Genomic DNA, 22833 nt, shown 5'->3' with positions numbered 1-22833 from the left:
TATTTTCCTCTTGCGGGCGGGGCGCTGTAATCGTAGAGATATGCAAGAGCTATACGCTTGCTCCACCTAAATAACTACGAGGCCCCACATGCAGGTTTGCAAAAAAATGGCTGACGGCGTTCTGCATGTCAGCATAGCGGGCAAGATCGACACCGTGACGGCTCCGGCGCTGGACAGGGATTTGCAGGAAGACTGCGGCGCTGCGGACGAGCTGGTGCTTGATTTCAGCGAGGTGGACTATATTTCAAGCGCAGGCCTGCGCATTTTGCTGCGCCTGCACAAACGCATGGTTCAGCGCAAGGGCATGCGCATCATCCACGCCAATGAAACCGTGAGAGAAGTGTTCAGCATCACAGGTTTTGTGGATCTGTTTACCATAGAATAGCCGCACACCCGCAAGCCCGCGCCGCCAGGTTCGGGCTTGCCTTATGCTGAGCGGGCAAGCCCGCAAAGGCGGGCTGCCATGCACAAGTTATTTCACAAATGGCTTTTTATCTGCATTTTTCCCGCCTTTTGCCTCACGCTTGCCGCATCCTACCTGTTGCAGACCCGGCAGGCCGAAGAAAACGCCCGCCATATGCTTTCCAGCAATCTGGACGATGGGGAAAAATATCTGCGCATGGTCATCACCAATGCCGCCTACATCCGCGAAATTTCGGATGCTGGCGCGCTGGCCAAGGCGCGGGCCTTTGCGGCCATAATCACGCAAAACCCAAACATCCTTAACGTCCCAACCATCCTGCACTTTTTGCGCAAACTGCTGGATGTGGAAGAGCTGAACGTTGCGGACGACCGGGGCGTAATCATCGCCTCCACGGGCCCCTTTGCGGGCTACGACATGGCGTCCTCGCCGCAGTCTGCGGCATTTTTGCCAGCCTTGCGCGAGCTGGATTTTGCCCTTGTGCAGGATATTGAAGAGCGCGGCGCAGACCGCGTGCCCTTTCAGTATGCCGGTGTGGCCCGCCGCGACTGCACGGGCATTGTGCAGATCGGCTACTCGCCCAAGCGCCTTACAGCCGCCCTGCGCTCCGCTGCGGTGGATCAAATCGCCCCGCGCTACCATATTGGCTCCAACGGTTTTATGGCCATCGCCATTTACGGAGCCGTCATCAGCACGGGCAACGAGACCGCTGTTCCCCTTGGGGCGAATGTGGATGCCCTCGGCCTCATACAGCCAGAAGGCAAGGGGCTGGTTTCCATTCTCGGCAAGCAGTACATCTGCCAGAACCTCGAGGTGGAGGGCTACACCCTCTTTGCCCTGCTGCCCCGCAGCGAGGTATTTTTTTCGCGCGACAGCATGCTCCTGTACATCGCGGCCTGCAATATGGCGCTGTTTGCCGTGATTTTCTGGATGGTGTCGCATCTGGTCAAACGGCTGGTTATCAACGATGTATACCGCGTCAACGAAGACCTGCAAAAAATCACGTCCGGCAATCTGGATGTGGTGCTCAACGAGCGCACCACGCCGGAATTCGGGCTGCTCTCGGACGGCATCAACAAGACCGTGCAGAGCCTCAAGGCTGCCATAAGCGCAGCAGCGGGCCGCATAGACGCAGAGCTGGAATTTGCCCGCGCCATCCAGTGCTCCTCGCTGCCAAGCGTTTTCCCCGCCTATCCCGAGCGGGAAGACTTTGACATTTTTGCCGTCATGCGCGCCGCCAAGGTGGTGGGCGGCGATTTTTACGACTTCTATCTGCGGGATAAAAACCAGCTTGTGATTGTGGTGGCCGATGTGGCGGACAAGGGCATCGGCGCGGCCCTGTTCATGATGACGGCCAAAACCCTCATCAAGAGCCTTGCGGAATCGGGCCTTTCCCCGGCAGAAATATTCACGCAGGCCAACAAGCGCCTCACTGCGCATAACGATCAGGATATCTTTCTCACTGCCTTTCTGGCTGTGCTTGACCTCACCACCGGGCGGCTGGTCTGCGCCAATGCCGGGCATGAGCATCCGCTGATATTCAGACGCGCCGAGGGCCGCTACGCATGGCTTGAAGCAGGGCACGGCCTGCCGCTTGGGGCCATGCCCAACTCCCGTTACAGGGAGCAGACCTTTCAGATTGCCCCCGGCGACCGTCTGCTGCTCTATACTGATGGCGTCAGCGAGGCGGAAAACAGCCGGGGCGAACGCCTTGGCCTCAGCGGCATAGAAAGCGTTGTGCTGGGCACCGAGCGCATGGATGCGGAACAGACCGTGCAGGCCCTGCTGCGCCGGGTGGACGACTTTGCCGCTGGCGTGGAACAGGCGGACGACATCACCATTCTGGCGCTGGAATTTACGGGTCTGGCCTGGGATGAACTGCTCATAACGGCGGATGACGCCCATCTGGAAACACTGCTGGCCTTTCTGGAAGAAAAGCTCAAGGTCGCCCAGTGCCCTGCCGCCACCCTGCCCATGCTGCTGGTTACTGCGGAAGAAGTCTTTGCCAACATCGCCCACTATGCCTACGCCCCGGATCAGGGAACAGTGCTGGTGCGCTGCCGGATGCGCTCCGGGCCTTTTCAGGCCGTGATGCAGTTTCAGGATACAGGCCGCCCCTTCAACCCCCTGCTCCAGCCGGACCCGGATACAAGCCTGCCCGCCGAGCAGCGCCGTGAGGGAGGGCTGGGCATTGCCATGATGCGCAAGATCATGAGCAGGATGGAATATGCCCGCACCGCGGACGGCAAGAACATTTTAACCCTCTGGAAGCAGGAAGACGCCTGAGCGCCGGGGCCGGGCGCGGCCCGTCTGCTTCAGCCCGCGCCAGCCTTCTGCATCAGGTGCGGCATCTCCGCCGCTTTTGCCGGTTCTGCCAATGCCCACAGGGAGTAGCATCATGGAAGCAAAAAAAGCCATCCTCGAGGCAGTGGCAGAATACCTTGCCCCGCTCTTCGGCCCCGCCACCGAAATTCTGGACGATGACTATACCAGGGAAAATTTTGAAGACCTCGCCGAAATGAACGGCAGGCGCTTTATGCTGCGGGTCGCCCTTACCGGTCAGCCGGAGGATGAAGTGTACCTGTTCCGCGCCATTCCGTTTACAGAAACGGAGCAGGCCATTGCCCGGAACATCCTTGAAGAATGGGAAAAAATCTTCACCACGCCCCACATAGATGATTACGCCGCCGTGTGCATACGGCAGGCGCAGATCATCGGCATTGCCAAAATACTTTCGCCAGAGCGCCATGCAACGGTGCTGCGCATGCTGAATCTGCTGTCGTTCTGGTCGAGCGAAACGTATGAGGGCGACAAGATATCCTTTTGCGTGGGCATTGACGAAGACGATCCCCGCCCCGGCAGCGTGAATTTTTTTGATGCCAGCAAAGAGGATTATGCCAAGGTGCTCACCTCCGGCTGCGACACCCTGCTTGTGTGCAATGCCGAGGGCGGCATAACCGCCTACTGCGAGGCGGCGTTGCCCGAAGAAGTCGCGGCGGCCCATGTTTACGCGCCCCTGGCCTTTTTGCCCGTGGCCTACTGGACTTCGCAAAACAGATGCGCCTTTTGCCTCAGCAAAAACAGCGACATCCTCATTTTTAAAAACAGGCAGTTATTTTTTGCCAAAAGGCGCGGAAAATGGCTGCACTTTTCGCATCAGGCCTACCTTGCCGAGCTTGGCTATCAGGGGCAAGGAGGCAGCAGGGGCACCATTGAAGCGCTGTACCTCAGCCTGCTCGATGTTTCATTCAGACGCAAGGGCGCGTGTATCGGCTTTTTCCGCACAAATGCCGTTACCCCGTGGATGATAAACGAGCGCCGGAACCAGCGCATTGGGCAGAACATTTCCCAGGATGAACTGGTGCGCATTTCGCAAGACAGGCTGCACGGCTACCTGAACGAAATAGTCAGCCAGGGCGACATGCTGGCGCACGATGTCAGCAGTAAAACCGCGCTGCTGCGCTCGGCCCTGCCAAGCCTGAATTTTGCGCAGATTCCACGCAAGCTGCGGGCCGAACTTCTTTCCATTGATGGCGCAACCCTGATCTTTGACGATGGCAGCGTTTTTGCGGTGGGGGCTATCCTCAAGATTCCCGGCGGCAGCAGCAGCGGCGGGCGCAAGGCGGCAGCCATGACCCTGGCCGAACACGGCATCGGCATCAAGGTTTCCAACGATGGGCATATCACTGCATGGAGCCGGAGAGCCGAGGAGGGACAGACCCTGTTTGAAATAGGCTAAGTCGTGGCAAATTTTGAGGAGGCTGGAAAAAACGTTCTTTTGCGCGTCCTGCCAGCACGGTTTGTGTGCTCAAACGAGAATAACCGCTCCACCCGGCATTTTTTTTGACTTGTCATGAAGTTCCCACTGAGGTAAATTAGTGAACAGAGGCTTTTTTATTTTTCTCTCCCGCTTTTTTTGCTTGCCAAGGACTCGGATTCCTAGTATGCATCCTCTTTCAACGATTGGTGCGGGAGGCTCCTTTCTGTTTTTCAATAACTTACTGACCAAGCATATATATTAAAGGTAATGCCCTGACCCCAGCCCTGTTTACCCAGACAGGGATGGGTTTTTTACGCCTTGCCCGCAGTAAGTTCTTTTTTGCCTTCCCACCAGATTACGCTTTCAGGGTGCAGTGACAGCAAGTTTTTTGCCCGCCGGCTTAGGCATGCTGATTTGTCGCGCAGCCGGGGCGCAACCGCTACCTATCTTGAGGTACCCATGGGCCAGCTCACCAAACAGTTCGGCAAGATCAAGGTTTCCCTCCCTATCCCACATCTGCTGAATCTGCAGATAGATTCTTACCAGAAATTCCTTCAGGAAGGCGTTTCAGATGCCGACCGCAGCCCAGAGGAAGGGCTGGAAGGTGTGTTCCACACCGTCTTCCCCATTGAGGATTTCAATAAGACCGCCAGTCTTGAGTTCGTCAGCTATGAAATCGGCGAACCCAAGTACGACCAGGCCGAGTGCATTTCCAAGGGGCTGACCTACGAGGCACCCATGCGCATCAAGGTGCGCCTGGTTGTCTATGACACCGATGAAGCTTCGGGCAACCGCACCATCCGCGACATCAAAGAGCAGGATATCTATTTTGGCACCCTGCCCCTGATGACGGAAAAGGGCACGTTTATCATCAACGGCACCGAGCGCGTCATCGTTAACCAGTTGCAGCGTTCGCCGGGCATCATCTTTGAGCACGACGGCGGCAAGACCCACACCAGCCGCAAGGTGCTCTATTCCTGCCGCATCATCCCCATGCGCGGCTCGTGGCTCGACTTTGACTTCGACCACAAGGATATTCTGTACGTCCGCATCGACCGACGCCGCAAGATGCCTGCCACCATCCTGTTCAAGGCCATGGGCATGAGCAAGGAGCAGATTCTTGAATACTTCTACTCGCAGGAGCACTACCGCATTGAGTCGGCCAGCAGCCTGTTCTGGGAAGTGCGCAAGGACCTGTACCGCAAGGACAACGCCTACGCTGACATCATCGACGCGCAGGGCAATGTCATTGTCAAGGCTGGCAAGCCCATCACCAAGCGCAGCTGGCGCCTGATCTGCGAAGCGGGCATTGAAGCTATCGAAGTTCGCCCCGACACGCTGGACGCCATGTTTCTGGCTTTGGACGTGGCAGATCCCAAGACCGGCGAAGTGCTGGCCGAAGCCGCGGACGAAATCACCGCAGGCCTGCTCGACCGCTTCCGCGAAGCTGGCATCACGCGCATTGCCGTGCTGCACACCAAGGGCACGGATGCATCTTCGTCCATCCGCGACACTCTGGTTCAGGATCGCATCCCCGACCAGCAGAAAGCGCAGGAAGAAATCTACCGTCGTCTGCGTCCGTCTTCTCCGCCTACCCCGGAAATTGCGGCCAGCTTCTTTGACAACCTGTTCCGCAACGGCGACTACTATGACCTGTCGCCCGTGGGCCGCTACAAACTCAACCAGCGTCTGAGCCTGGATGAGGCTGACGACCTGCGTACGCTGACCGACCACGACATCCTCACCGCCATCAAGGTGCTGGTGCAGTTGAAGGACAGCCACGGCCCCGCCGATGATATCGACCATCTTGGCAACCGCCGCGTGCGTCTGGTGGGCGAACTGGTGGAAAACCAGTACCGCATCGGCCTTGTGCGTATGGAACGCGCCATCAAGGAGCGCATGAGCCTTCAGGAAATTTCCACGCTCATGCCCCACGACCTTATCAATCCCAAGCCTGTGGCGGCTGTGCTGAAAGAATTCTTCGGCACCTCGCAGCTTTCGCAGTTCATGGATCAGACCAACTCGCTCTCCGAAGTGACGCACAAGCGCCGCCTTTCGGCTCTGGGCCCCGGCGGTCTTACCCGTGAACGCGCGGGCTTTGAAGTGCGCGACGTGCACACCTCGCACTATGGCCGCATCTGCCCCATTGAAACGCCTGAAGGCCCGAACATCGGTCTGATCGTTTCGCTGACTACCTTTGCCAAGGTGAACGACTACGGCTTTATCGAAACGCCTTACCGCGTTGTGCGTGATGCCCGCGTTACCAATGATGTGGTGCACCTTGATGCATCCCGCGAAGGCGGTCAGGTTGTGGCTCAGGCCAACGCCCGCACCGATGCCGATGGCAACCTGCTTGACGAATACGTTACCGTGCGCGTCAAGGGCGAAGTGGAAATGAACCTGCGTGAAGAAGTGACCCTGATGGACATTTCGCCCAGCCAGATGGTCTCCATCTCTGCCGCGCTCATTCCCTTTCTGGAACACGACGACGCCAACCGCGCGCTCATGGGTTCAAACATGCAGCGTCAGGCCGTGCCGCTTCTGCGCGCCGAAAAGCCCCTTGTGGGCACCGGCATGGAAGTGGACGTGGCCCGTGACTCCGGCGCGTGCATCGTGGCTCCCGCTCCGGGCAAGGTGGAATATGTGGACGCCGACCGCCTCATCGTTTCGTACGAAGGCGACGTGTTCCCCAAGCAGGGCGGCGTGCGCGCCTATGACCTGCTGAAGTTCCACAAGTCCAACCAGAACTCCTGCTTTGGGCAAAAGCCCACCTGCTACCCCGGCATGCCCGTGAAAAAGGGCCAGATTCTGGCTGACGGCCCCGGTATTGACGAAGGCGAACTGGCCCTCGGCAAAAACCTGGTGGTCGCCTTCATGCCCTGGTGCGGTTACAACTACGAAGACTCCATCCTCATTTCCGAGCGCACCGTTCGCGAGGATACCTTTACCTCCATTCATATTGAAGAATTCGAGGTAGTGGCCCGCGACACCAAGCTTGGACCGGAGGAAATCACCCGCGATATTCCCAACGTCAGCGAAGAAATGCTGCGCAACCTGGACGAAAGCGGCATCATCCGCATCGGCGCAGCAGTCAAGCCCGACGATATCCTTGTGGGCAAAATCACGCCCAAGGGCGAAACCCAGCTTACCCCTGAAGAAAAGCTGCTTCGCGCCATCTTCGGCGAGAAGGCCAGGGATGTGAAAAACACCTCCCTCAAGGTTCCCCCGGGAGTGGAAGGCACCATCATTGACGTGAAGGTCTTCAACCGCCGCTCCGGCGAGAAGGACGACCGCACGCTGGCCATTGAAAGCCACGACACGTCCGTGCTGGACCAGAAGGAATCTGATCACCTTCGCGCTTTGTCCGACCGCACCCGCGTTCAGATTGCCCCGCATGTGCTGGGCAAGCAGATCGCAGCCGCAGTGCCGGGCAAGAAAAAGGGCGAAGTGCTGGCCGAAGTGGGCGCAGCCCTGACCGAAGACGTGCTTGAGCAGATCCCCGTGAAGAAGCTCGCGGGTCTGTTCAAGAGCAAGGAAGTCAACGATGCCGTGGCCGATGTGCTCAAGTCTTACGACCAGCAGGTTGAATACCTGAAGGCCATTTACGACTCCAAGCGCGAAAAGGTTACGGAAGGCGATGATCTGCCCCCTGGCGTCATCAAGATGGTCAAGGTGCACATCGCCATCAAGCGTAAGCTCTCTGTGGGCGATAAAATGGCTGGCCGCCATGGTAACAAGGGTGTTGTTTCCTGCATTCTGCCGGAAGAAGACATGCCCTTCTTTGCCGACGGTCGCCCCGTGGACATCGTGTTGAACCCCCTGGGCGTGCCTTCACGTATGAACATCGGTCAGATCATGGAAACCCACCTTGGGTGGGGCGCCAAGGAACTGGGTCGGCAGCTGGCCGAACTGGTTGACTCCGGCGCGGCCATGCAGGTTGTGCGCGAAGAACTGAAGGGCGTTTACAATTCGCCTGAAATCAACTCCCTGGTGGACAGCATGAGCGATGAGGAATTCAAGGCCTCTGCCCTCAAGCTGCGCAACGGTATTGTTACCAAGACCCCGGTGTTCGACGGCGCGACCGAAGAAGAAATCTGGGGCTGGATGGACAAGGCTGGTCTTGCCAACGACGGCAAAACCACCCTGTACGATGGCCGCACGGGCGTTCCCTTCAAGAACCGCGTGACCACGGGCGTCATGTACATGCTCAAACTGCACCACCTGGTTGACGAAAAAATCCATGCCCGTTCCACTGGCCCCTACTCGCTGGTGACGCAGCAGCCCCTCGGCGGTAAAGCCCAGTTCGGTGGTCAGCGTCTTGGTGAAATGGAAGTGTGGGCTCTGGAAGCTTACGGCGCGGCCTATCTGCTGCAGGAATTCCTCACGGTCAAGTCGGACGACGTGACCGGGCGCGTGAAGATGTACGAGAAGATCGTCAAGGGCGACAACTTCCTTGAAGCCGGTCTGCCCGAATCCTTCAACGTGTTGGTGAAGGAACTCATGAGCCTTGGCCTCAACGTGACCCTGCATCAGGAAGAAGGCAAGAAAAAGCCCAAACGCGTGGGCTTTATGAGAGAACGCGAGGAAGAGGCGTAACAGCCCCTTTCTGCGGCCCCGGAAACGCGTTGCGTTGGCCGTGAGCGGTTTTGCCTCTCACGGCCAACGACAGCATGGCTAACGATTTCAACGAGCTTTTTACAAAGCAAGGTATACTATGAGCCTGGACGATCTTTTCACCGCACGCGGCGCGTCGACCAACGTGACGAACATCCGCAACCTGAAAGCCATCCAGATTTCCATCGCATCGCCCGAGGCCATTCGCGAATGGTCTTACGGCGAAGTGAAAAAACCGGAAACCATCAATTATCGTACATTCAAGCCGGAACGCGATGGCCTGTTCTGCGCCAAGATCTTCGGCCCCGTGAAGGACTATGAATGCAACTGCGGCAAATACAAGCGCATGAAGCACCGCGGCATCGTCTGCGAAAAGTGCGGCGTTGAAGTTATTGCCTCCAAGGTGCGCCGCGAGCGCATGGGCCACATTGAGCTGGCCGCGCCCGTTGCCCACATCTGGTTTTTGAAGACCCTGCCTTCCAAGATCGGCACCCTGCTCGACATGACCATGGCCGATCTGGAAAAGGTGCTGTACTTCGACTCCTACATCGTTCTTGATCCCGGTCAGACCAATCTGCAGAAGCGCCAGGTCATCTCAGAAGACCAGTACCTCCAGATTCTTGACCACTATGGCACGGACGAAGTTCTGACCGTGGGCATGGGCGCGGAAGCCGTGCGCAGTCTGCTGGAAGAGCTGGAGCTGGAAAAGCTGCGCGCCGAACTGCGCGAAGAAGGCGAATCCACCAAGAGCCAGACCAAGAAGAAAAAGATCACCAAGCGCCTCAAGATTGTTGAAGCCTTCCTTGAGTCGGACAACAAGCCCGAATGGATGATTATGGAAGTCATTCCCGTCATCCCGCCGGAACTGCGTCCTCTGGTGCCGCTGGACGGTGGCCGTTTTGCCACCTCTGACCTCAACGACCTTTACCGTCGTGTGATCAACCGCAACAACCGTCTGAAACGGCTGATGGAGCTGGGCGCGCCCGAAATCATCATTCGCAACGAAAAGCGCATGCTTCAGGAAGCTGTGGACGCGCTCTTCGACAACGGTCGTCGTGGCCGCGCCATTGCAGGCACTAACGGTCGCCCGCTCAAGTCGCTCTCCGATATGATCAAGGGCAAGCAGGGCCGGTTCCGTCAGAACCTCCTCGGCAAGCGCGTTGACTACTCCGGCCGTTCGGTTATTACCGTTGGCCCTTACCTCAAGCTGCACCAGTGCGGTTTGCCCAAAAAGATGGCTCTTGAGCTGTTCAAGCCCTTCATCTATGCCGAACTTGAAAAAAGAGGCCACGCCTCCACAATCAAGAGCGCCAAAAAGATGGTGGAGCGTGAAGAGCTGGTAGTCTGGGATATCCTTTCGGAAGTGGTGCGCGAATACCCCATTCTGCTCAACCGCGCCCCTACCCTGCACCGTCTGGGCATTCAGGCTTTCGAGCCCCTGCTGGTCGAAGGCAAGGCCATCCGTCTGCACCCGCTCGTCTGCTCGGCCTACAACGCCGACTTTGACGGTGACCAGATGGCCGTGCACATTCCCCTTTCGGTGGAAGCGCAGATCGAATGCCGCGTGCTTATGATGAGCACCAACAACATTCTCTCGCCCGCCAACGGCGGCCCTGTCATCGTGCCTTCTCAGGATATCGTGCTTGGTCTGTACTACATGACCGCCGAGCGCAGCTTTGAGCTGGGCGAAGGCATGACCTTCTGCGCCCCCTGGGAAGTGGAAGCCGCTTATGATGGCGGACAGGTTTCGCTGCATGCCCGCGTCAAGGTGCGCATGCCCGATGGTCACATGTACGACACGACCCCCGGCCGTGTGCTCGTGAGCGACATCCTGCCAGAAAAGCTGGGCTTCGAAAACGTTAACTGCGTGCTCACCAAGAAGAACATTGCGCGTCTTGTGGGCGCGGCCTACCGCCACTGCGGCATCAAGGCCACGGTCATTCTGTGCGACCGCCTCAAGGACATGGGTTACGAATTCGCCACCAGGGCGGGCGTGACCATCGGCGTGAAAGACCTCACCATTCCTGAAAGCAAGAAGCACATTCTGGCTGCCTCGCAGGCGGAAGTGGACGACATTGAGCATCAGTACCGCGACGGCATCATCACCCGTACTGAAAAGTACAACAAGGTGGTTGACGTGTGGACCAAGGCCACACAGGACGTTTCGGCAGAGATGATCAAGGATATCTCCTACGACATCCTCACTGATCCCAAAACCGGCAAGCAGGAAAAGAACCAGAGCTTCAACCCGATCTTCATGATGTCCAATTCGGGCGCTCGTGGTAACCAGGACCAGATGCGTCAGCTCGCGGGCATGCGCGGTCTTATGGCCAAGCCTTCTGGTGAAATCATTGAAACGCCTATCACCTCTTCGTTCCGCGAAGGGCTGTCGGTGTTGCAGTACTTCACCTCCACCCACGGTGCTCGTAAGGGTCTTGCCGATACCGCCCTCAAGACGGCCAACTCCGGTTATCTTACCCGCCGTCTGGTTGACGTTGTGCAGGACGTTATTGTCTGCGAACACGACTGCGGCACAGTGGACGGCATAGAACTGACCCACCTCAAGGACGGCGGCGACATCAAGACCCCGCTGGCCGAGCGCGTCATTGGCCGTGTGCTGCTCTACCCCGTGTTTGATCCCGATGATCCAAACACCGTGCTGATGCCCGAAAACACGCTTATTGAGGAAAAGGAAGCCCAGCTTATCAGCGACAAGGGCATTTCCTCCATCACCGTGCGCTCGCCCCTTACCTGCCAGGCCGAACGCGGCATCTGCGCCCTCTGCTACGGGCGCGACCTTGCCCGCGGGCACCTGGTCAACACGGGCGAAACCGTGGGTATCATCGCGGCCCAGTCCATCGGTGAACCTGGTACGCAGCTTACCATGCGTACCTTCCACATCGGTGGTACGGCTTCGAGCACCATTGAAAAGAACAAGTTTGAAGCCCAGAACGCGGGTCGCGTTATCCTGAACCGCGTGCGCGCCGTCACCAACCGCGACGGAGTGGAACTGGTGCTCGGCAAGAGCGGCCAGCTCACCATTGTGGACGCTCAGGGCCGCGAACGCGAAAAATACATTCTGCCCAACGGTGCACGCCTGCTTGTCCATGACGGGCAGGAAGTGACCAAGGGCGTTGTGCTGGCCGAATGGGATCCGTTCAACGAACCCTTTGTCTGCGAAGAAGAAGGCGTTATCCGTTTTACGGACATCATCGACGGCAAGACCGTGCAGGAAAAGGTGGACGATATTACCCGTCAGGCATCCCTGACCATTATGGAATACCGCACCACCAACTTCCGCCCGTCCATCTCCATCTGCGATGAACACGGCAGCGTCAAAAAGCGCAGCCACGGCGGCACGGCGGCGGTCTACACCCTGCCCGTCGGCTCCATCATCATGATCAAGGACGGCGCAGACATCCAGGCTGGCGACATCATCGCCCGTAAGCCCCGCGAAACATCCAAGACCAAGGATATCGTGGGTGGTCTTCCGCGCGTGGCCGAGCTCTTTGAAGTTCGCAAACCCAAGGACATGGCCGTAGTTTCCGAAATCGCGGGTACTGTCACCTACGCTGGCGAATCCAAGGGCAAGCGCAAGCTGGTTGTTACGCCTGAAATCGGCGAGGCCAAGGAATACCTGGTGCCAAAGGGCAAGCACATTACCGCTGCTGACGGCGACTTTGTGGAAGCGGGCGATCCGCTGACCGAAGGCTACCCCGAACTGCACGATATCCTGCGCACCCGTGGCGAAAAGTACCTTGCCCGCTACCTTGTGGACGAAATCCAGGAAGTGTACCGCTTCCAGGGCGTGGGTATTGATGACAAGCATATCGAAGTTATTGTGCGTCAGATGCTCAAGAAGGTTACGGTTCTCGATTGCGGCGGCACCAGCTTCCTCGTGGGCGAGCAGGTGGACAAGGCCGAATTCAAGGCCGAAAACCAGAAGGTCATTGCCGAAGGCCGCAAACCCGCCACAGCGGAACCGCTGGTGCTGGGTATCACCCAGGCTTCGTTGACCACATCCTCGTTCATCTCGGCGGCTTCCTTCCAGGAAACCACCAAGGTGCTCACCGAGGCTTCCCTCAAGGGCAAGATGGACTACCTGCGCGGCCTCAAGGAAAACGTCATCGTGGGTCGCCTCATTCCTGCCGGTACCGGCTACCGCGAATACGTCAACGGCGATATCGTGGTTCCCGACCAGAAGGAACGTCCCGACAAGTTCCTTGAAGACCTTGAAGAAAACCCTGTTCTGGTTGACCTGAACAACTAGGCAGACAGAATAAACCGGGCCACGGCCTGGAGACTGACAGCCCCCTTCGGAAGTTCGCTTCCGAAGGGGGCTTTACGTTGGCGCGATAGAGCCAGCGGCGCATCCACTTCCAGGCCTTGGCCTGTCCACGGCCTGTTTGCGGCCTGCTCCCTCCACGGAGGCAGTTTCTCACCCCTCGGCATGACGCGCTCTTGTCGCAGCAAGCTTCACTATTCCCAAAACCCTGCTTGCACTTGTTGCCCTGCCGCCTTAGGCACCAGCCGCATCAGCCAGAGCCGCCTCACGCCCCACACTAGCCCCTAGGACAGTCCAATCAGCTTCACAGGAAGCACACAATCCATATTGAGCGCCACAAATAAGCCGAGCCCCTTTATACAGCCGCAAGTTCCCTACAGTTGCGCGGGGTGCAGGTTATCAAGAAGCTAACCGGGCATTTGCGTTGCGGATCTTTGAAGATTGTACACACAAACACCATTACTTATAGAAACAATAAGCAATCTTTTAACTACGTTTATACGCAAATCATATGCACTTCTTCCTTGAAATATTTTTCAAAACATTAATTGTATCGTTTTACTATGCAATGACAGTGTTTATTACAATATCAATACATTAGCTTTTGCGCCGATTGTGCAATTTTTCTCATTCAAAATAGATTGTCAATCCTTTCAATAGTTGAGCTTAACTTGAAGTTTTTTGCATAAAAAAATCCATACCTCGTTGACACAGTATGTTTAATATGAGAATAGTTTTGTACGGATTAATTACATCAAGTTTTTTATTAATTAATTGCTCTTTTTAACCGCCTCATATAGACTGGGGCGCGACTGCGGAAGACGCAGGGGGTTGTTATGTCAGCTTTGTCAGAACGCGATTATCTGGCCGATGAAATTTGCGAACTGTTCACCAAGCTCACAGGCGATGCGTATGCCGAAGATATGGCACGTGCGCGCAAGCTGGCCGAGGGGGGAAACCCTCACGATCACTGGCTGCACACCACCAGGCTTGACTACGAATCGCGCCTCTTCATGTACATGGCGGCGGCTTTTGCCATGCGCTGCATGAAGGGCGAACCCTACAAGTGCGCCGTCTTCATGCGCAGTGCGGCCGAGGCCCTTAGCCAGCCCCAGGACTAGGCGAATGTCGAAAACGGGAAATCCCGGCGCATGTGCGCGGGATTTCCCCAATTGTGCCCGGCACAATTCAGGCCGGGGAAACACCATCTGGATTTTGTCAGGAAGCAAGGATCCATCATGCGGGAAAAACTTATCAGATTCAGAACCACTCTCCCCTGCCTGTTATTATTGATCTGCGGCCTGGCGGCATTGCCCGGCGCGGCGCGTGGCAACGAGCTTGTGCCCGTTACCACGCCCGCCGTGAGCAAGCCAGAGATGCCCAAGGTCTTTTTTCCCCATGACAAGCATGTGGACGCAGTGGAGGCCAAGAACGGCGACTGTTCAACCTGCCACAACATGACAGATGCAGGCATGTCTGAAACCCTCAAGGACGTAACATCGGTTCCGGCGAAAAAGCAGGTTGTTTACATGCACACAGCCTGTACCGATTGCCACGTCAAAGCTGGCAAGGGCCCGCGTCTTGTGGACTGCCGAGTCTGCCACAGCGAACGCACCGCATCTGAGTTTGCCGGCAAGAAGAAATAGCCAGTAGGCTCAAGGTACACCGAAGAATACGTTAGGAGGCAGATCAGATGCTGGATTTCATTACCGGACCACTTTTCATTATTTCAATTGCCGTATTTGTCGTCGGCCTGCTTGTACGCGCAATATTGTACGTGCGGGGTCTGGATGCACGCCTTGAGCGCGTGGCCTATCGCTACCATGCCGAGCGCTCCATCCCCGGCGCGCTTGCTTCCATTTTCAAATGGCTTATCCCTGGCGGCACCAGCGGCTGGCGCGCCCAGCCGGTTGCCACCATTCTTTTCTTTCTTTTGCATTTCGGCGCTGTGCTTATACCGCTGTTTCTTCTTGGGCACACGGTTTTGCTTGAAACCTATGTGGGTATAAGCCTGCCGTCGCTTCCCGGCGGCGTTGCCGATGTGCTTTCCATCATGGCTCTTTCCGGCATTGCTCTGCTCGCACTGCGGCGTCTTTCCTCACCGGCGCTCAGGCAGCTCAACAGTGGCCAGGATTGGCTTATTCTGCTTTTGACCTTCCTGCCCTTTGCCACGGGTCTTATGGCGCGCCTTGACGGTGGCGCCTACCAGACGTGGATGATAGCCCATGTGCTCAGCGGCGAACTGTTTCTTCTGCTGGCCCCCTTCACCAAGCTTTCGCACATTGTCCTCTTCTTTATGTCCCGTGCGCAGATCGGCATGGACTTTGCCATTAAAAGAGGCGGCGCAACGCGCGGCGGCGCTTTCCCCTGGTAATCGGGGCAAACGAATTATCTTTTCGCCTGAAAGGAGCGAACCATGTCCGAATTGCTGTGCACCCCAACCCCCGTCACCACCAAGGAAGGTATCCTTGATCTGCTGAAGGACAAGGGCGGGGCGCAATATTATGCCCAGATGAAGGAAATGAAGGTCGACCAGGAAGCCCTGGCCCGCGACCTTGAACAAACCTGCAAATCGCGCACCCGCACGTGGTTGAACATCTGCGCGCACTGCGCCATGTGTGCCGATAGCTGCTTTTTCTATCGCACCAACAACAATGATCCCACGCAGATTCCATCGTACAAGATTCAGGCTACGCTGGGCGAGCTGCTGCGCCGCAAAGGCAAGGTTGACGCCGAGTTCATGATCAAATGCATGGACGCTGCCTGGGGCAAGTGCACCTGTTGCAACCGCTGCGCCGTTTATTGCCCTCACGGCATTGATACGGGCGTTATGTTCAGCTATTTGCGCGGCATTCTGTTCAAGCACGGCTTCATCCCGTGGGAAATGAAAATCGGCTCCGGCATGCACCGCGTTTACGGAGCGCAGATGGACGTGACCGAAGAAGACTGGATTGAAACCTGCGAATGGATGGTCGAAGAGCAACAGGAAGAATGGCCCGACCTGGAAATCCCTGTTGAAAAAGAAAACGCGGACGTCATGTACATTCTTAACGCCCGCGAAGTGAAGCACTATCCTGAAGACATCGCTCAGGCAGCCATTCTCTTTCACGTTACAGACACCAACTGGACAGTGCCGCGCGAAGGCTGGGAGAACACATCTCTCACCATGTTCGCTGGCGACTGGGAAGGCTGTGCGCAGAACGTCAAACGCATCTACGCCGCCATTGAGCGCATCAAGCCCAAGGTGGTGGTTGGCACGGAATGCGGGCACGCCCATCGTGGCACCGTAGTTGAAGGCCCCTACTGGGCCGGACGCGAAAGCGGAGATCCGCCGGTGCGGTTCATGCACTATGTGGAATGGGTTGCAGAAATGTTGCGCACAGGCAAGATCAAGATTGACCCTGCCAAAAAGCTCAAGATGCCCTGCACCCTTCAGGATTCGTGCAACTATGTGCGCAACCACGGCCTTGGCATGGCCACCCGCGAAATCATGAGCTACATAGCTGAAGATTTTCGCGAAATGGATCCCAAGGGCGACCACAACTTCTGCTGCGGCGGTGGCGGCGGCCTCAACGGCATCGGCATGTACCGCAAAGAACGTAACGTTGGCCTGAAGAACAAACTGGACCAAATCCATGCCACTGGTGCGGAACTGGTCATCACACCTTGCCACAACTGCTGGGACGCCATCCGAGACATGATGGAAGTATATGAAGAACACAACGTCAAGTGGTCGTTCCTCAAGCCGCTGCTGGTTGATATGATGATCATTCCGGATCACATCAACCACAACGAAGTATAAAAAGATGGGCCGTCTGTGCAACAGACGGCCCCCAAAAACAAGGGTTCCTCAAAAGAACCTGAAAAAACTCGCCGTCTGCCGCGCCAGCATTTGTCCTTTTGCCTGACGCGAACAACGGAGCGAACCACAGCCCTGACGGTCGGGTACTATCCCAGCCCGACCGTCAGGCGAGTATCAAACAAGAGCGCTATGCCATTGCGGCGCTGACGGTAGAAAGCAGCGCTTCGCTTGAACAGTTTTTTGAAAGAACGGGAATCCCCGTTCCAAAGCTCACAGGCCGGGGCCCAACAGATGTGCACACCACCGCCGGAAGCGACCAGGTGCTCGCATTGCGGCGCAAACGACTGTACATGATGGTGCCGGATGTTCCCTCCAGCTCCACATCAAAAACAACGCAGTCGGGCCTGTCGCTGGCAATTTGGGCCAGGCTTTCAGCACAGGTGCTGGCGGTACTTACCCGGTAATTACACTGCTGAAGGGTTTGAGACAGTCTGCTTTGGCTTTCGGCATCGCTGTCTACCAAGAGAATATGCTTTTGCATTGGTGCCTCCGAAGTCGGTCTCCGGCAGAAGCGGAGAAGAGGGTTGCGCCACCCTGCGGCGGGTGGCTTGCCGCGGCGCTGAAGCACTACTCTGTCGAACAGAACTGAGAGTCACAGCTTCGAGCGAACTGTTCATGGAACGGGCGACCATATCCCAGGCGTCCAGCGCTGTTTTACCCCTGGGGGCAACATTGCTGACGCCAGGCAGGGAAATGCCGCCTTCAACTGCAATAATTATGTCGGCGAGCGTTATCTCATCAGGGGTGCGCGCCAGCATGTGGCCTCCGGCAATGCCACGAACGCTTTTGACAATGCCCTCTGACTGAAGCAGCCGCATGATTTTTTGAACAAATTTTTCAGATATGCCGGTGCAGACCGAAAGTTCGGACGCTGAGGCAGGGATTTCGTCATCTTGTTCAGAAAGGCACAATAACAAGTGCAAAGCATGGCAGGCCATCGTCGAAATACGCATAGTCATTCCTTATTTTGCAGGAGACAATAACTATCTCTAAACTGTATCTGTCTAATTTAGACTGTTCTGATCAACTTTTTAGCGCACCAACATAACGGCGTCAAGCGGGTACTAGCGTGCCGAAATGAACGTCACCGACCAGACTTCGCCATGTTTTCAATGATGTGAATAATTTCGCAACTTTTTGACGAAGAAAAAAAAATACTGCCCATAGCAAATATAATGTGTTAGATTTATGCGTCATTAGTCATAGCTAGCCGCAGCATCGGCGCAGAGACGCCGGCAGTCATGGCAGATGGAAACTATTCAATCTGCACACAAGAGGGACCCGCAATGAAGCTTTCTGCAAAAACCCGGTATGCCGCCAGGATCCTGCTTTTTCTGGCAAAAAACGGTCTTGAGAAACCGGTCTCTTCAAGCCAGTTGGCTGCACAAACTGGCATAAGCTCACAATTCAGCGAACAGATTTTGCGCCAGCTGCGGCTGGCTGGCATAACGGGCAGCATCCGTGGGGCCAAGGGTGGTCATGTGCTTTTGCGCAAGCCCGAAGAACTCACATTTGGATGCATCGTCAAACTGATGGAAGGCGGCATTGAATTGACAAACTGCATGGAAAAGCCCGGCGAGTGCACGCGCTTTGATGGATGTGAAGTCCGAAAAGCCTGGGAGAACCTGCAGGCGACACTTGATGGCGTTTTTGAGTCAATTACACTGCGCGATCTTATGCACGACCCGCACATTCTCCTGTAGGGAGCACGGTTTCAATCGCAGAATCCGTTTATACAAGCATACCATTTGACACACAAAGGTCGGCATGAGCCGACCTTTTTTATTGCCTCAATATCACTGATAAATTTTATCGTACTAAAAAAGTATATAATTTTTCATCCCAAGCTTGTTAAAAAAATTTTTTGGCCTGCTTGAAAATTTTTTTTATAGGTGTAATCTACTTGATTTAGTTAAATAAAATTAGGTTAATCCAGATTAAGTTTACTGTATTGTTTCCATCTGACATCTTTGCATTTTTTGTAATTTTGAGTATCAGGGGGGTCACCGTACACCTTGACTATGTCGACTAATGTGATCAATTCCTGATTACAAAGGTCAGATTTGACTCAGGCGTCGGCCCATTAAAAGGAGAGGTTGCAGGCAGGCAGACGCATGCCGGGCTTGAAAGCGTGTCGGCTGTGCCGGCCGCAACTAACCCACGATTTAGCGGCATCTTGACCCCACGGGAGTAAACGCATGACCACACTTTTTTACATTCTTGGCTATCTGGCGGTAGCCGGCTTTTTCTGCATGGCCTACCTCAAGATCAAATCGTATCTTGCAGCCAGCCCCCTGCATGTGCGCTGGGAACTGTACCCCGTGCCTCACGAAGGCTCCAAGACGGTGTACGGCGGCAGCTTTATGGAAGAAAAGGACTGGTGGACCAAGCCTCGTCACATCGCTCACATGGGCGACGTCAAGGCCCTGCTGACCGAAGTGCTTTTCCTGCACGCCACCTTTGAACACAACCTCAAGCTCTGGGTGCGCACCTATCCCTTCCATGTGGGCATGTACATGCTCATGGGCGGCACCATCGTGGTGCTGTTTGCCGCCATCGCGCAGGTTCTGGGCCTCAACCCCCAGGGCGGTCTGATGATTTTTGTCGGCAATGTTATCAGCGCCTGTGCCCTGGCTGGTACGCTGTGCATCATTGTGGGCGGCGTCAGCCTTGTTTTGCGCCGTCGCGCCGATGAAGGCCTGCGCCGCTACAGCACCCCCGAGCATTACTTCAACCTGCTTGTCTTCGTGCTCTTCGGCGTGCTGGGCCTGGCTGCCTGGGCTACCACTCCTTCCTACTTCGAGCTGGCCCGCACCTTCATGTACAACCTGATCACGTTCCACTTTGCCCCGCAAACCAACGTGCTGTTCAGCCTGCACCTGCTGGTGGGCTTCTTCCTGCTGATCTGGATTCCCATGACACACATGGGCCACGTCTTCATGAAGTACTTCACCTACCACGACATCCGCTGGGGTGACGAACCCACCAACTACAGCCCCAAGAACCAGCAGAAGATCATGGACGCCCTGAAGTTCAACGTCACGTGGTCTGCCGATCATATCAATGGCGATGGCCAGCCCAAGACCTGGGTTGATGTGGCCACCACCAATCCCGCAGCCCCCAAGAAGGAAGACTAGGGAGTTCCATCATGAAAGATAAACTGCAATTGAAAGATGTTTCCACTGCCGAAGGGCAGATGGTCAGCATTGACCTCAAGGATATTCCTGAGCTTCCCCTGGACGTGCACACCATGCCCTGGAAGCCCTTTACAGATGAGCAGAAGCAGAACACCGCCTGTATCCTTGATGATGTGTGCGTGCTGAACATTCCTGTGCCCAAGAACAAGGAAGAAGAAGAGGAACTGGTCAACAAGTTCCTCAACGGCATGCGCAAGCTGTTCACCAAGGAAAACAACTGGACCTTCCTGCCCATGCTCGAAACCAGCATGGACTACTGCGCCCAGTGCAACTCCTGTTCTGATGCCTGCCATCTGTACGAGATGTCTGGCAAAAACGAAATGTACCGGCCCAACTTCCGGTCTGAAATCTTCCGCCGCATCTACAAGCAGTATGTGAAGAAAGAACCCTTTGCCAAATGGCGCTACGGCGACATGGGCCTGAACTGGAAGACAGTGGCCCGCCTGGGCGAGCTGGCCTACCGCTGCAACCTTTGCCGTCGCTGCGCGCAGACCTGCCCCATCGGTGTGGACAACGGCCTGCTGGCCCGCGAAATCCGCAAGCTTTTCAGCCAGGAGATGGGCATCTACGCCCGCGAACTGCACGAAAAAGGCACCATGAACCAGATGAAGTGCGGGTCTTCCACCGGCATGACGCCTGAAGTGGTGAAAGAAAACGTGGAGTTCATCGACGAGGACTACACCGAAATCACCGGCGTGGGCATCCACACTCCCTTCGACGTGCAGGGTGCAGACATCATGCTGCTGCACAACGCTGGCGAAGTGATGGCCTGGCCTGAAAACATCGCCGCCTTCTCGCTGATCTTCCAGGAAGCTGGTCTTTCATGGACGCTCTCGAGCAAGGCTCTGGCGTACGACGGCGTGAACTACGGCGTGTTCTACGACGACGCCCAGACCGCCCGTATTGCCCTGCAGCACATGATGGCCGCCAAGGAACTTGGCGTGAAGAAGATCGTCATCGGTGAATGCGGCCACGCCCACAAGGCCCTGACCGTTATCGCCGACCGCGTTATCCCCTTCGAATATCAGGTGCCGCGCGAAAGCTGCTACGTGACCCTGCACGACATCGTCATGTCGGGCCGCCTCAAGCTTGATCCTTCGCGCAACAACTTCCCCGTGACCCTGCACGACCCCTGCAATATCGTGCGCCTCATGGGCATTGTTGAACCCCAGCGCGAAATCGTGCGCAAGATTGCGCCCATGTTCCGCGAAATGCCCTGCCACGGTGTGGACAACTACTGCTGCGGCGGCGGCTCCGGCTTTGCCATCATGACCCGCAACAACATCGAGCAATGGCGCGGCAACATCTCTGGCCGCAAAAAGATGTGGCAGATCGCCGAAGCCTTCAAGGATTGCCTTGGACCGGAAACCCGCAAGTACATCTGCGCTCCCTGCTCCAACTGCAAGGGCCAGATCCGCGAAATGCTGGAACACAACGATCTGTACACCAAGAACAACTTCGCTTACGGCGGCCTGGTGGAACTCATCGTCAACGCCATGGTCAACGTGAACCCCGGGTTCATCAAGTTTGAAGGCGAAGAAGAATAGTTTCCCGACCGTGGGATAAATAGAAAGAGGGGCGAAAGCCCCTCTTTCTATTTATAAGCGTTGCCAACGGCAATGCGGCCAGAAATCAGGAGCAGGCTGCGGCTTGCCCGCGCCCTACTTGGCATCCGGCGCATTGGTTGCAGCGCACGAAAGCCATATGCCCGCCGTCACGCAGGCCAGACCTGCAAGATGCGTCCACAGAATCTGCTCACCAAGCACCAGCCACGAAAGCGCTACGCCGCTCAAAGGCACCAAGCCTGTAAATGCCGCGGCTGCGCTGGCCTGCACCTGAGCAATCCCACGAAACCACAGCACATACGACAGGTAAGAAACCGCAGCGCCATAATAGGCAAGCCCCCATATGGCTGAGGCAGACAATGAGGTAAAATCATAATCTCGGGCCTCAAACAGGGCCATGGGCAACAGCATGACAAATGCATAAAATGACACAATTGTCGTGCGCCGCAAGGGCGACATGGGGCAGCAGCGCGCTTTGCTGAGCACGGAAAATGCCGCCTCGCACAATACGGCCACCAGCACAAGGCCGTTGCCCAGCAATGTGCGCCAGGCCTCGCCTCCGCTTGCTGGCGTGGCTTCCACACCAGCGCCTCCCGGCGCTGCCAGAAAGGGCGTAAGATTAATGGCGAGCAGGCCCAGACTCACACAGGCTATGCCAGCAATACGCCGCAGCGGCGGCCTCTCCCGCAGCATGCCCCATGCCAGCAAGCCAATGACCGCTGGCGCTGCGCTGCTCATCAAGCCCGCAGAAGCCGCGCTGGTAAAGCGAAGCCCCTCAAAGGTGCAAATCCGGTACAGAGCTATGCCGCACAATGCCTGAAGCGCCAAAGTTGCGTGGGTGCGCCCATCAAGCGTTCCCCTTTCACGCCGCAGCCACAACTGGGGCAGCATCACCAGCAGCCCTGCTCCAAGGCCCAGCCCCGCCGCAAGAAACACAGGCAGGCTACCCACCAGCAGTTTTCCCGCCACCACGGCGCTGCCAGCGATGCTCATGGCAAGGGTCAGGCTGATCCAGGCTCCCCAGGGGCGCGCTTGCCCCTGTTGCACCAGTGGTTGCGCTCCCCCGGCAGCTTTCTCAACCGCAGCACCTTGCGCACTGTTTTCACACACGCTCATTACTTCCTCTCCT

15 protein-coding genes are annotated in these 22833 nt (G+C 56.5%); 12 read left to right on the top strand and 3 right to left on the bottom strand.

The annotated features are described in order from the left end of the window. The first annotated feature begins 88 nt into the window (after positions 1 to 88). From G449_RS0105470 to hmcF, 9 genes are all read left to right on the top strand, one after another. Positions 89 to 385, top strand: a complete 297-nt coding sequence (locus G449_RS0105470) for an STAS domain-containing protein (RefSeq protein ID WP_022658308.1) — start codon at positions 89 to 91, stop codon at positions 383 to 385. Positions 386 to 463: 78 nt separating this feature from the next. After that, on the top strand, positions 464 to 2707 hold the full coding sequence (locus G449_RS17730; RefSeq protein WP_022658307.1) for a SpoIIE family protein phosphatase: 2244 nt from the start codon (positions 464 to 466) through the stop codon (positions 2705 to 2707). 112 nt (positions 2708 to 2819) lie between these two features. Beyond that, the gene (locus tag G449_RS0105460; protein WP_022658305.1) at positions 2820 to 4160 is read left to right on the top strand and encodes a hypothetical protein; all 1341 of its coding nucleotides are present in this window, start codon (positions 2820 to 2822) and stop codon (positions 4158 to 4160) included. 480 nt (positions 4161 to 4640) lie between these two features. Next, positions 4641 to 8777, top strand: a complete 4137-nt coding sequence (gene rpoB, locus G449_RS0105455) for a DNA-directed RNA polymerase subunit beta (RefSeq protein ID WP_022658304.1) — start codon at positions 4641 to 4643, stop codon at positions 8775 to 8777. Positions 8778 to 8895: 118 nt separating this feature from the next. Continuing rightward, positions 8896 to 13065, top strand: a complete 4170-nt coding sequence (gene rpoC, locus G449_RS0105450) for a DNA-directed RNA polymerase subunit beta' (RefSeq protein ID WP_022658303.1) — start codon at positions 8896 to 8898, stop codon at positions 13063 to 13065. An 851-nt stretch (positions 13066 to 13916) separates the two neighbouring features. Then, on the top strand, positions 13917 to 14201 hold the full coding sequence (locus G449_RS0105440) for a hypothetical protein (RefSeq protein ID WP_022658301.1): 285 nt from the start codon (positions 13917 to 13919) through the stop codon (positions 14199 to 14201). A gap of 117 nt (positions 14202 to 14318) precedes the next feature. Next, positions 14319 to 14726, top strand: a complete 408-nt coding sequence (locus G449_RS0105435) for a cytochrome c3 family protein (RefSeq protein WP_022658300.1) — start codon at positions 14319 to 14321, stop codon at positions 14724 to 14726. 47 nt (positions 14727 to 14773) lie between these two features. Beyond that, positions 14774 to 15454, top strand: coding sequence for a sulfate respiration complex protein HmcE (gene hmcE, locus G449_RS0105430; protein ID WP_022658299.1), 681 nt, complete (start codon positions 14774 to 14776; stop codon positions 15452 to 15454). Between the two features lie 42 nt (positions 15455 to 15496). Then, complete coding sequence (hmcF, locus tag G449_RS0105425) at positions 15497 to 16882, top strand: sulfate respiration complex iron-sulfur protein HmcF (protein ID WP_022658298.1); 1386 nt, start codon at positions 15497 to 15499, stop codon at positions 16880 to 16882. Positions 16883 to 17069: 187 nt separating this feature from the next. On the opposite strand, the gene G449_RS18080 is transcribed toward hmcF, so the two are convergent. Both G449_RS18080 and G449_RS0105415 read right to left on the bottom strand, forming a co-directional pair. Beyond that, entirely contained in the window at positions 17070 to 17423 is a 354-nt protein-coding gene (locus tag G449_RS18080) for a response regulator (protein ID WP_081640458.1), read from the bottom strand. After that, positions 17347 to 17895, bottom strand: a complete 549-nt coding sequence (locus G449_RS0105415; protein WP_022658296.1) for an RrF2 family transcriptional regulator — start codon at positions 17893 to 17895, stop codon at positions 17347 to 17349. Before G449_RS0105415 ends, G449_RS18080 begins: the two co-directional genes overlap by 77 nt. A gap of 333 nt (positions 17896 to 18228) precedes the next feature. Between G449_RS0105415 and G449_RS0105410 the strand changes: the two genes are divergently transcribed. From G449_RS0105410 to G449_RS0105400, 3 genes are all read left to right on the top strand, one after another. Next, the gene (locus G449_RS0105410; protein WP_022658295.1) at positions 18229 to 18645 is read left to right on the top strand and encodes an RrF2 family transcriptional regulator; all 417 of its coding nucleotides are present in this window, start codon (positions 18229 to 18231) and stop codon (positions 18643 to 18645) included. 495 nt (positions 18646 to 19140) lie between these two features. After that, positions 19141 to 20079, top strand: a complete 939-nt coding sequence (locus G449_RS0105405) for a respiratory nitrate reductase subunit gamma (RefSeq protein WP_022658294.1) — start codon at positions 19141 to 19143, stop codon at positions 20077 to 20079. Between the two features lie 11 nt (positions 20080 to 20090). Next, positions 20091 to 21686, top strand: a complete 1596-nt coding sequence (locus G449_RS0105400) for a (Fe-S)-binding protein (protein WP_022658293.1) — start codon at positions 20091 to 20093, stop codon at positions 21684 to 21686. A 114-nt stretch (positions 21687 to 21800) separates the two neighbouring features. Here the strand turns inward: G449_RS0105400 and G449_RS0105395 are convergent, their stop codons facing one another. Then, on the bottom strand, positions 21801 to 22820 hold the full coding sequence (locus tag G449_RS0105395) for a DMT family transporter (RefSeq protein ID WP_022658292.1): 1020 nt from the start codon (positions 22818 to 22820) through the stop codon (positions 21801 to 21803). Between the last annotated feature and the right edge of the window lie 13 nt (positions 22821 to 22833).

Origin of the sequence: Desulfovibrio desulfuricans DSM 642 (assembly GCF_000420465.1) — a bacterium.
GTDB classification, from domain to species: domain Bacteria; phylum Desulfobacterota; class Desulfovibrionia; order Desulfovibrionales; family Desulfovibrionaceae; genus Desulfovibrio; species Desulfovibrio desulfuricans.
This window is presented reverse-complemented; position numbering and strand designations above follow the sequence as displayed.

Bases quoted from the DNA above. Each gene is read 5' to 3' on its own strand.
- G449_RS0105440 (WP_022658301.1), top strand. From the start codon at position 13,917: ATGTCAGCTTTGTCAGAACGCGATTATCTGGCCGATGAAATTTGCGAA.
- G449_RS0105410 (WP_022658295.1), top strand. From the start codon at position 18,229: ATGAAGCTTTCTGCAAAAACCCGGTATGCCGCCAGGATCCTGCTTTTT.
- G449_RS0105470 (WP_022658308.1), top strand. From the start codon at position 89: ATGCAGGTTTGCAAAAAAATGGCTGACGGCGTTCTGCATGTCAGCATA.
- G449_RS0105395 (WP_022658292.1), bottom strand. From the start codon at position 22,820: ATGAGCGTGTGTGAAAACAGTGCGCAAGGTGCTGCGGTTGAGAAAGCT.
- hmcF (WP_022658298.1), top strand. From the start codon at position 15,497: ATGTCCGAATTGCTGTGCACCCCAACCCCCGTCACCACCAAGGAAGGT.
- G449_RS0105415 (WP_022658296.1), bottom strand. From the start codon at position 17,895: ATGCGTATTTCGACGATGGCCTGCCATGCTTTGCACTTGTTATTGTGC.
- G449_RS18080 (WP_081640458.1), bottom strand. From the start codon at position 17,423: ATGCAAAAGCATATTCTCTTGGTAGACAGCGATGCCGAAAGCCAAAGC.
- hmcE (WP_022658299.1), top strand. From the start codon at position 14,774: ATGCTGGATTTCATTACCGGACCACTTTTCATTATTTCAATTGCCGTA.
- G449_RS0105460 (WP_022658305.1), top strand. From the start codon at position 2,820: ATGGAAGCAAAAAAAGCCATCCTCGAGGCAGTGGCAGAATACCTTGCC.
- G449_RS0105400 (WP_022658293.1), top strand. From the start codon at position 20,091: ATGAAAGATAAACTGCAATTGAAAGATGTTTCCACTGCCGAAGGGCAG.
- G449_RS0105435 (WP_022658300.1), top strand. From the start codon at position 14,319: ATGCGGGAAAAACTTATCAGATTCAGAACCACTCTCCCCTGCCTGTTA.
- rpoB (WP_022658304.1), top strand. From the start codon at position 4,641: ATGGGCCAGCTCACCAAACAGTTCGGCAAGATCAAGGTTTCCCTCCCT.
- G449_RS17730 (WP_022658307.1), top strand. From the start codon at position 464: ATGCACAAGTTATTTCACAAATGGCTTTTTATCTGCATTTTTCCCGCC.
- rpoC (WP_022658303.1), top strand. From the start codon at position 8,896: ATGAGCCTGGACGATCTTTTCACCGCACGCGGCGCGTCGACCAACGTG.
- G449_RS0105405 (WP_022658294.1), top strand. From the start codon at position 19,141: ATGACCACACTTTTTTACATTCTTGGCTATCTGGCGGTAGCCGGCTTT.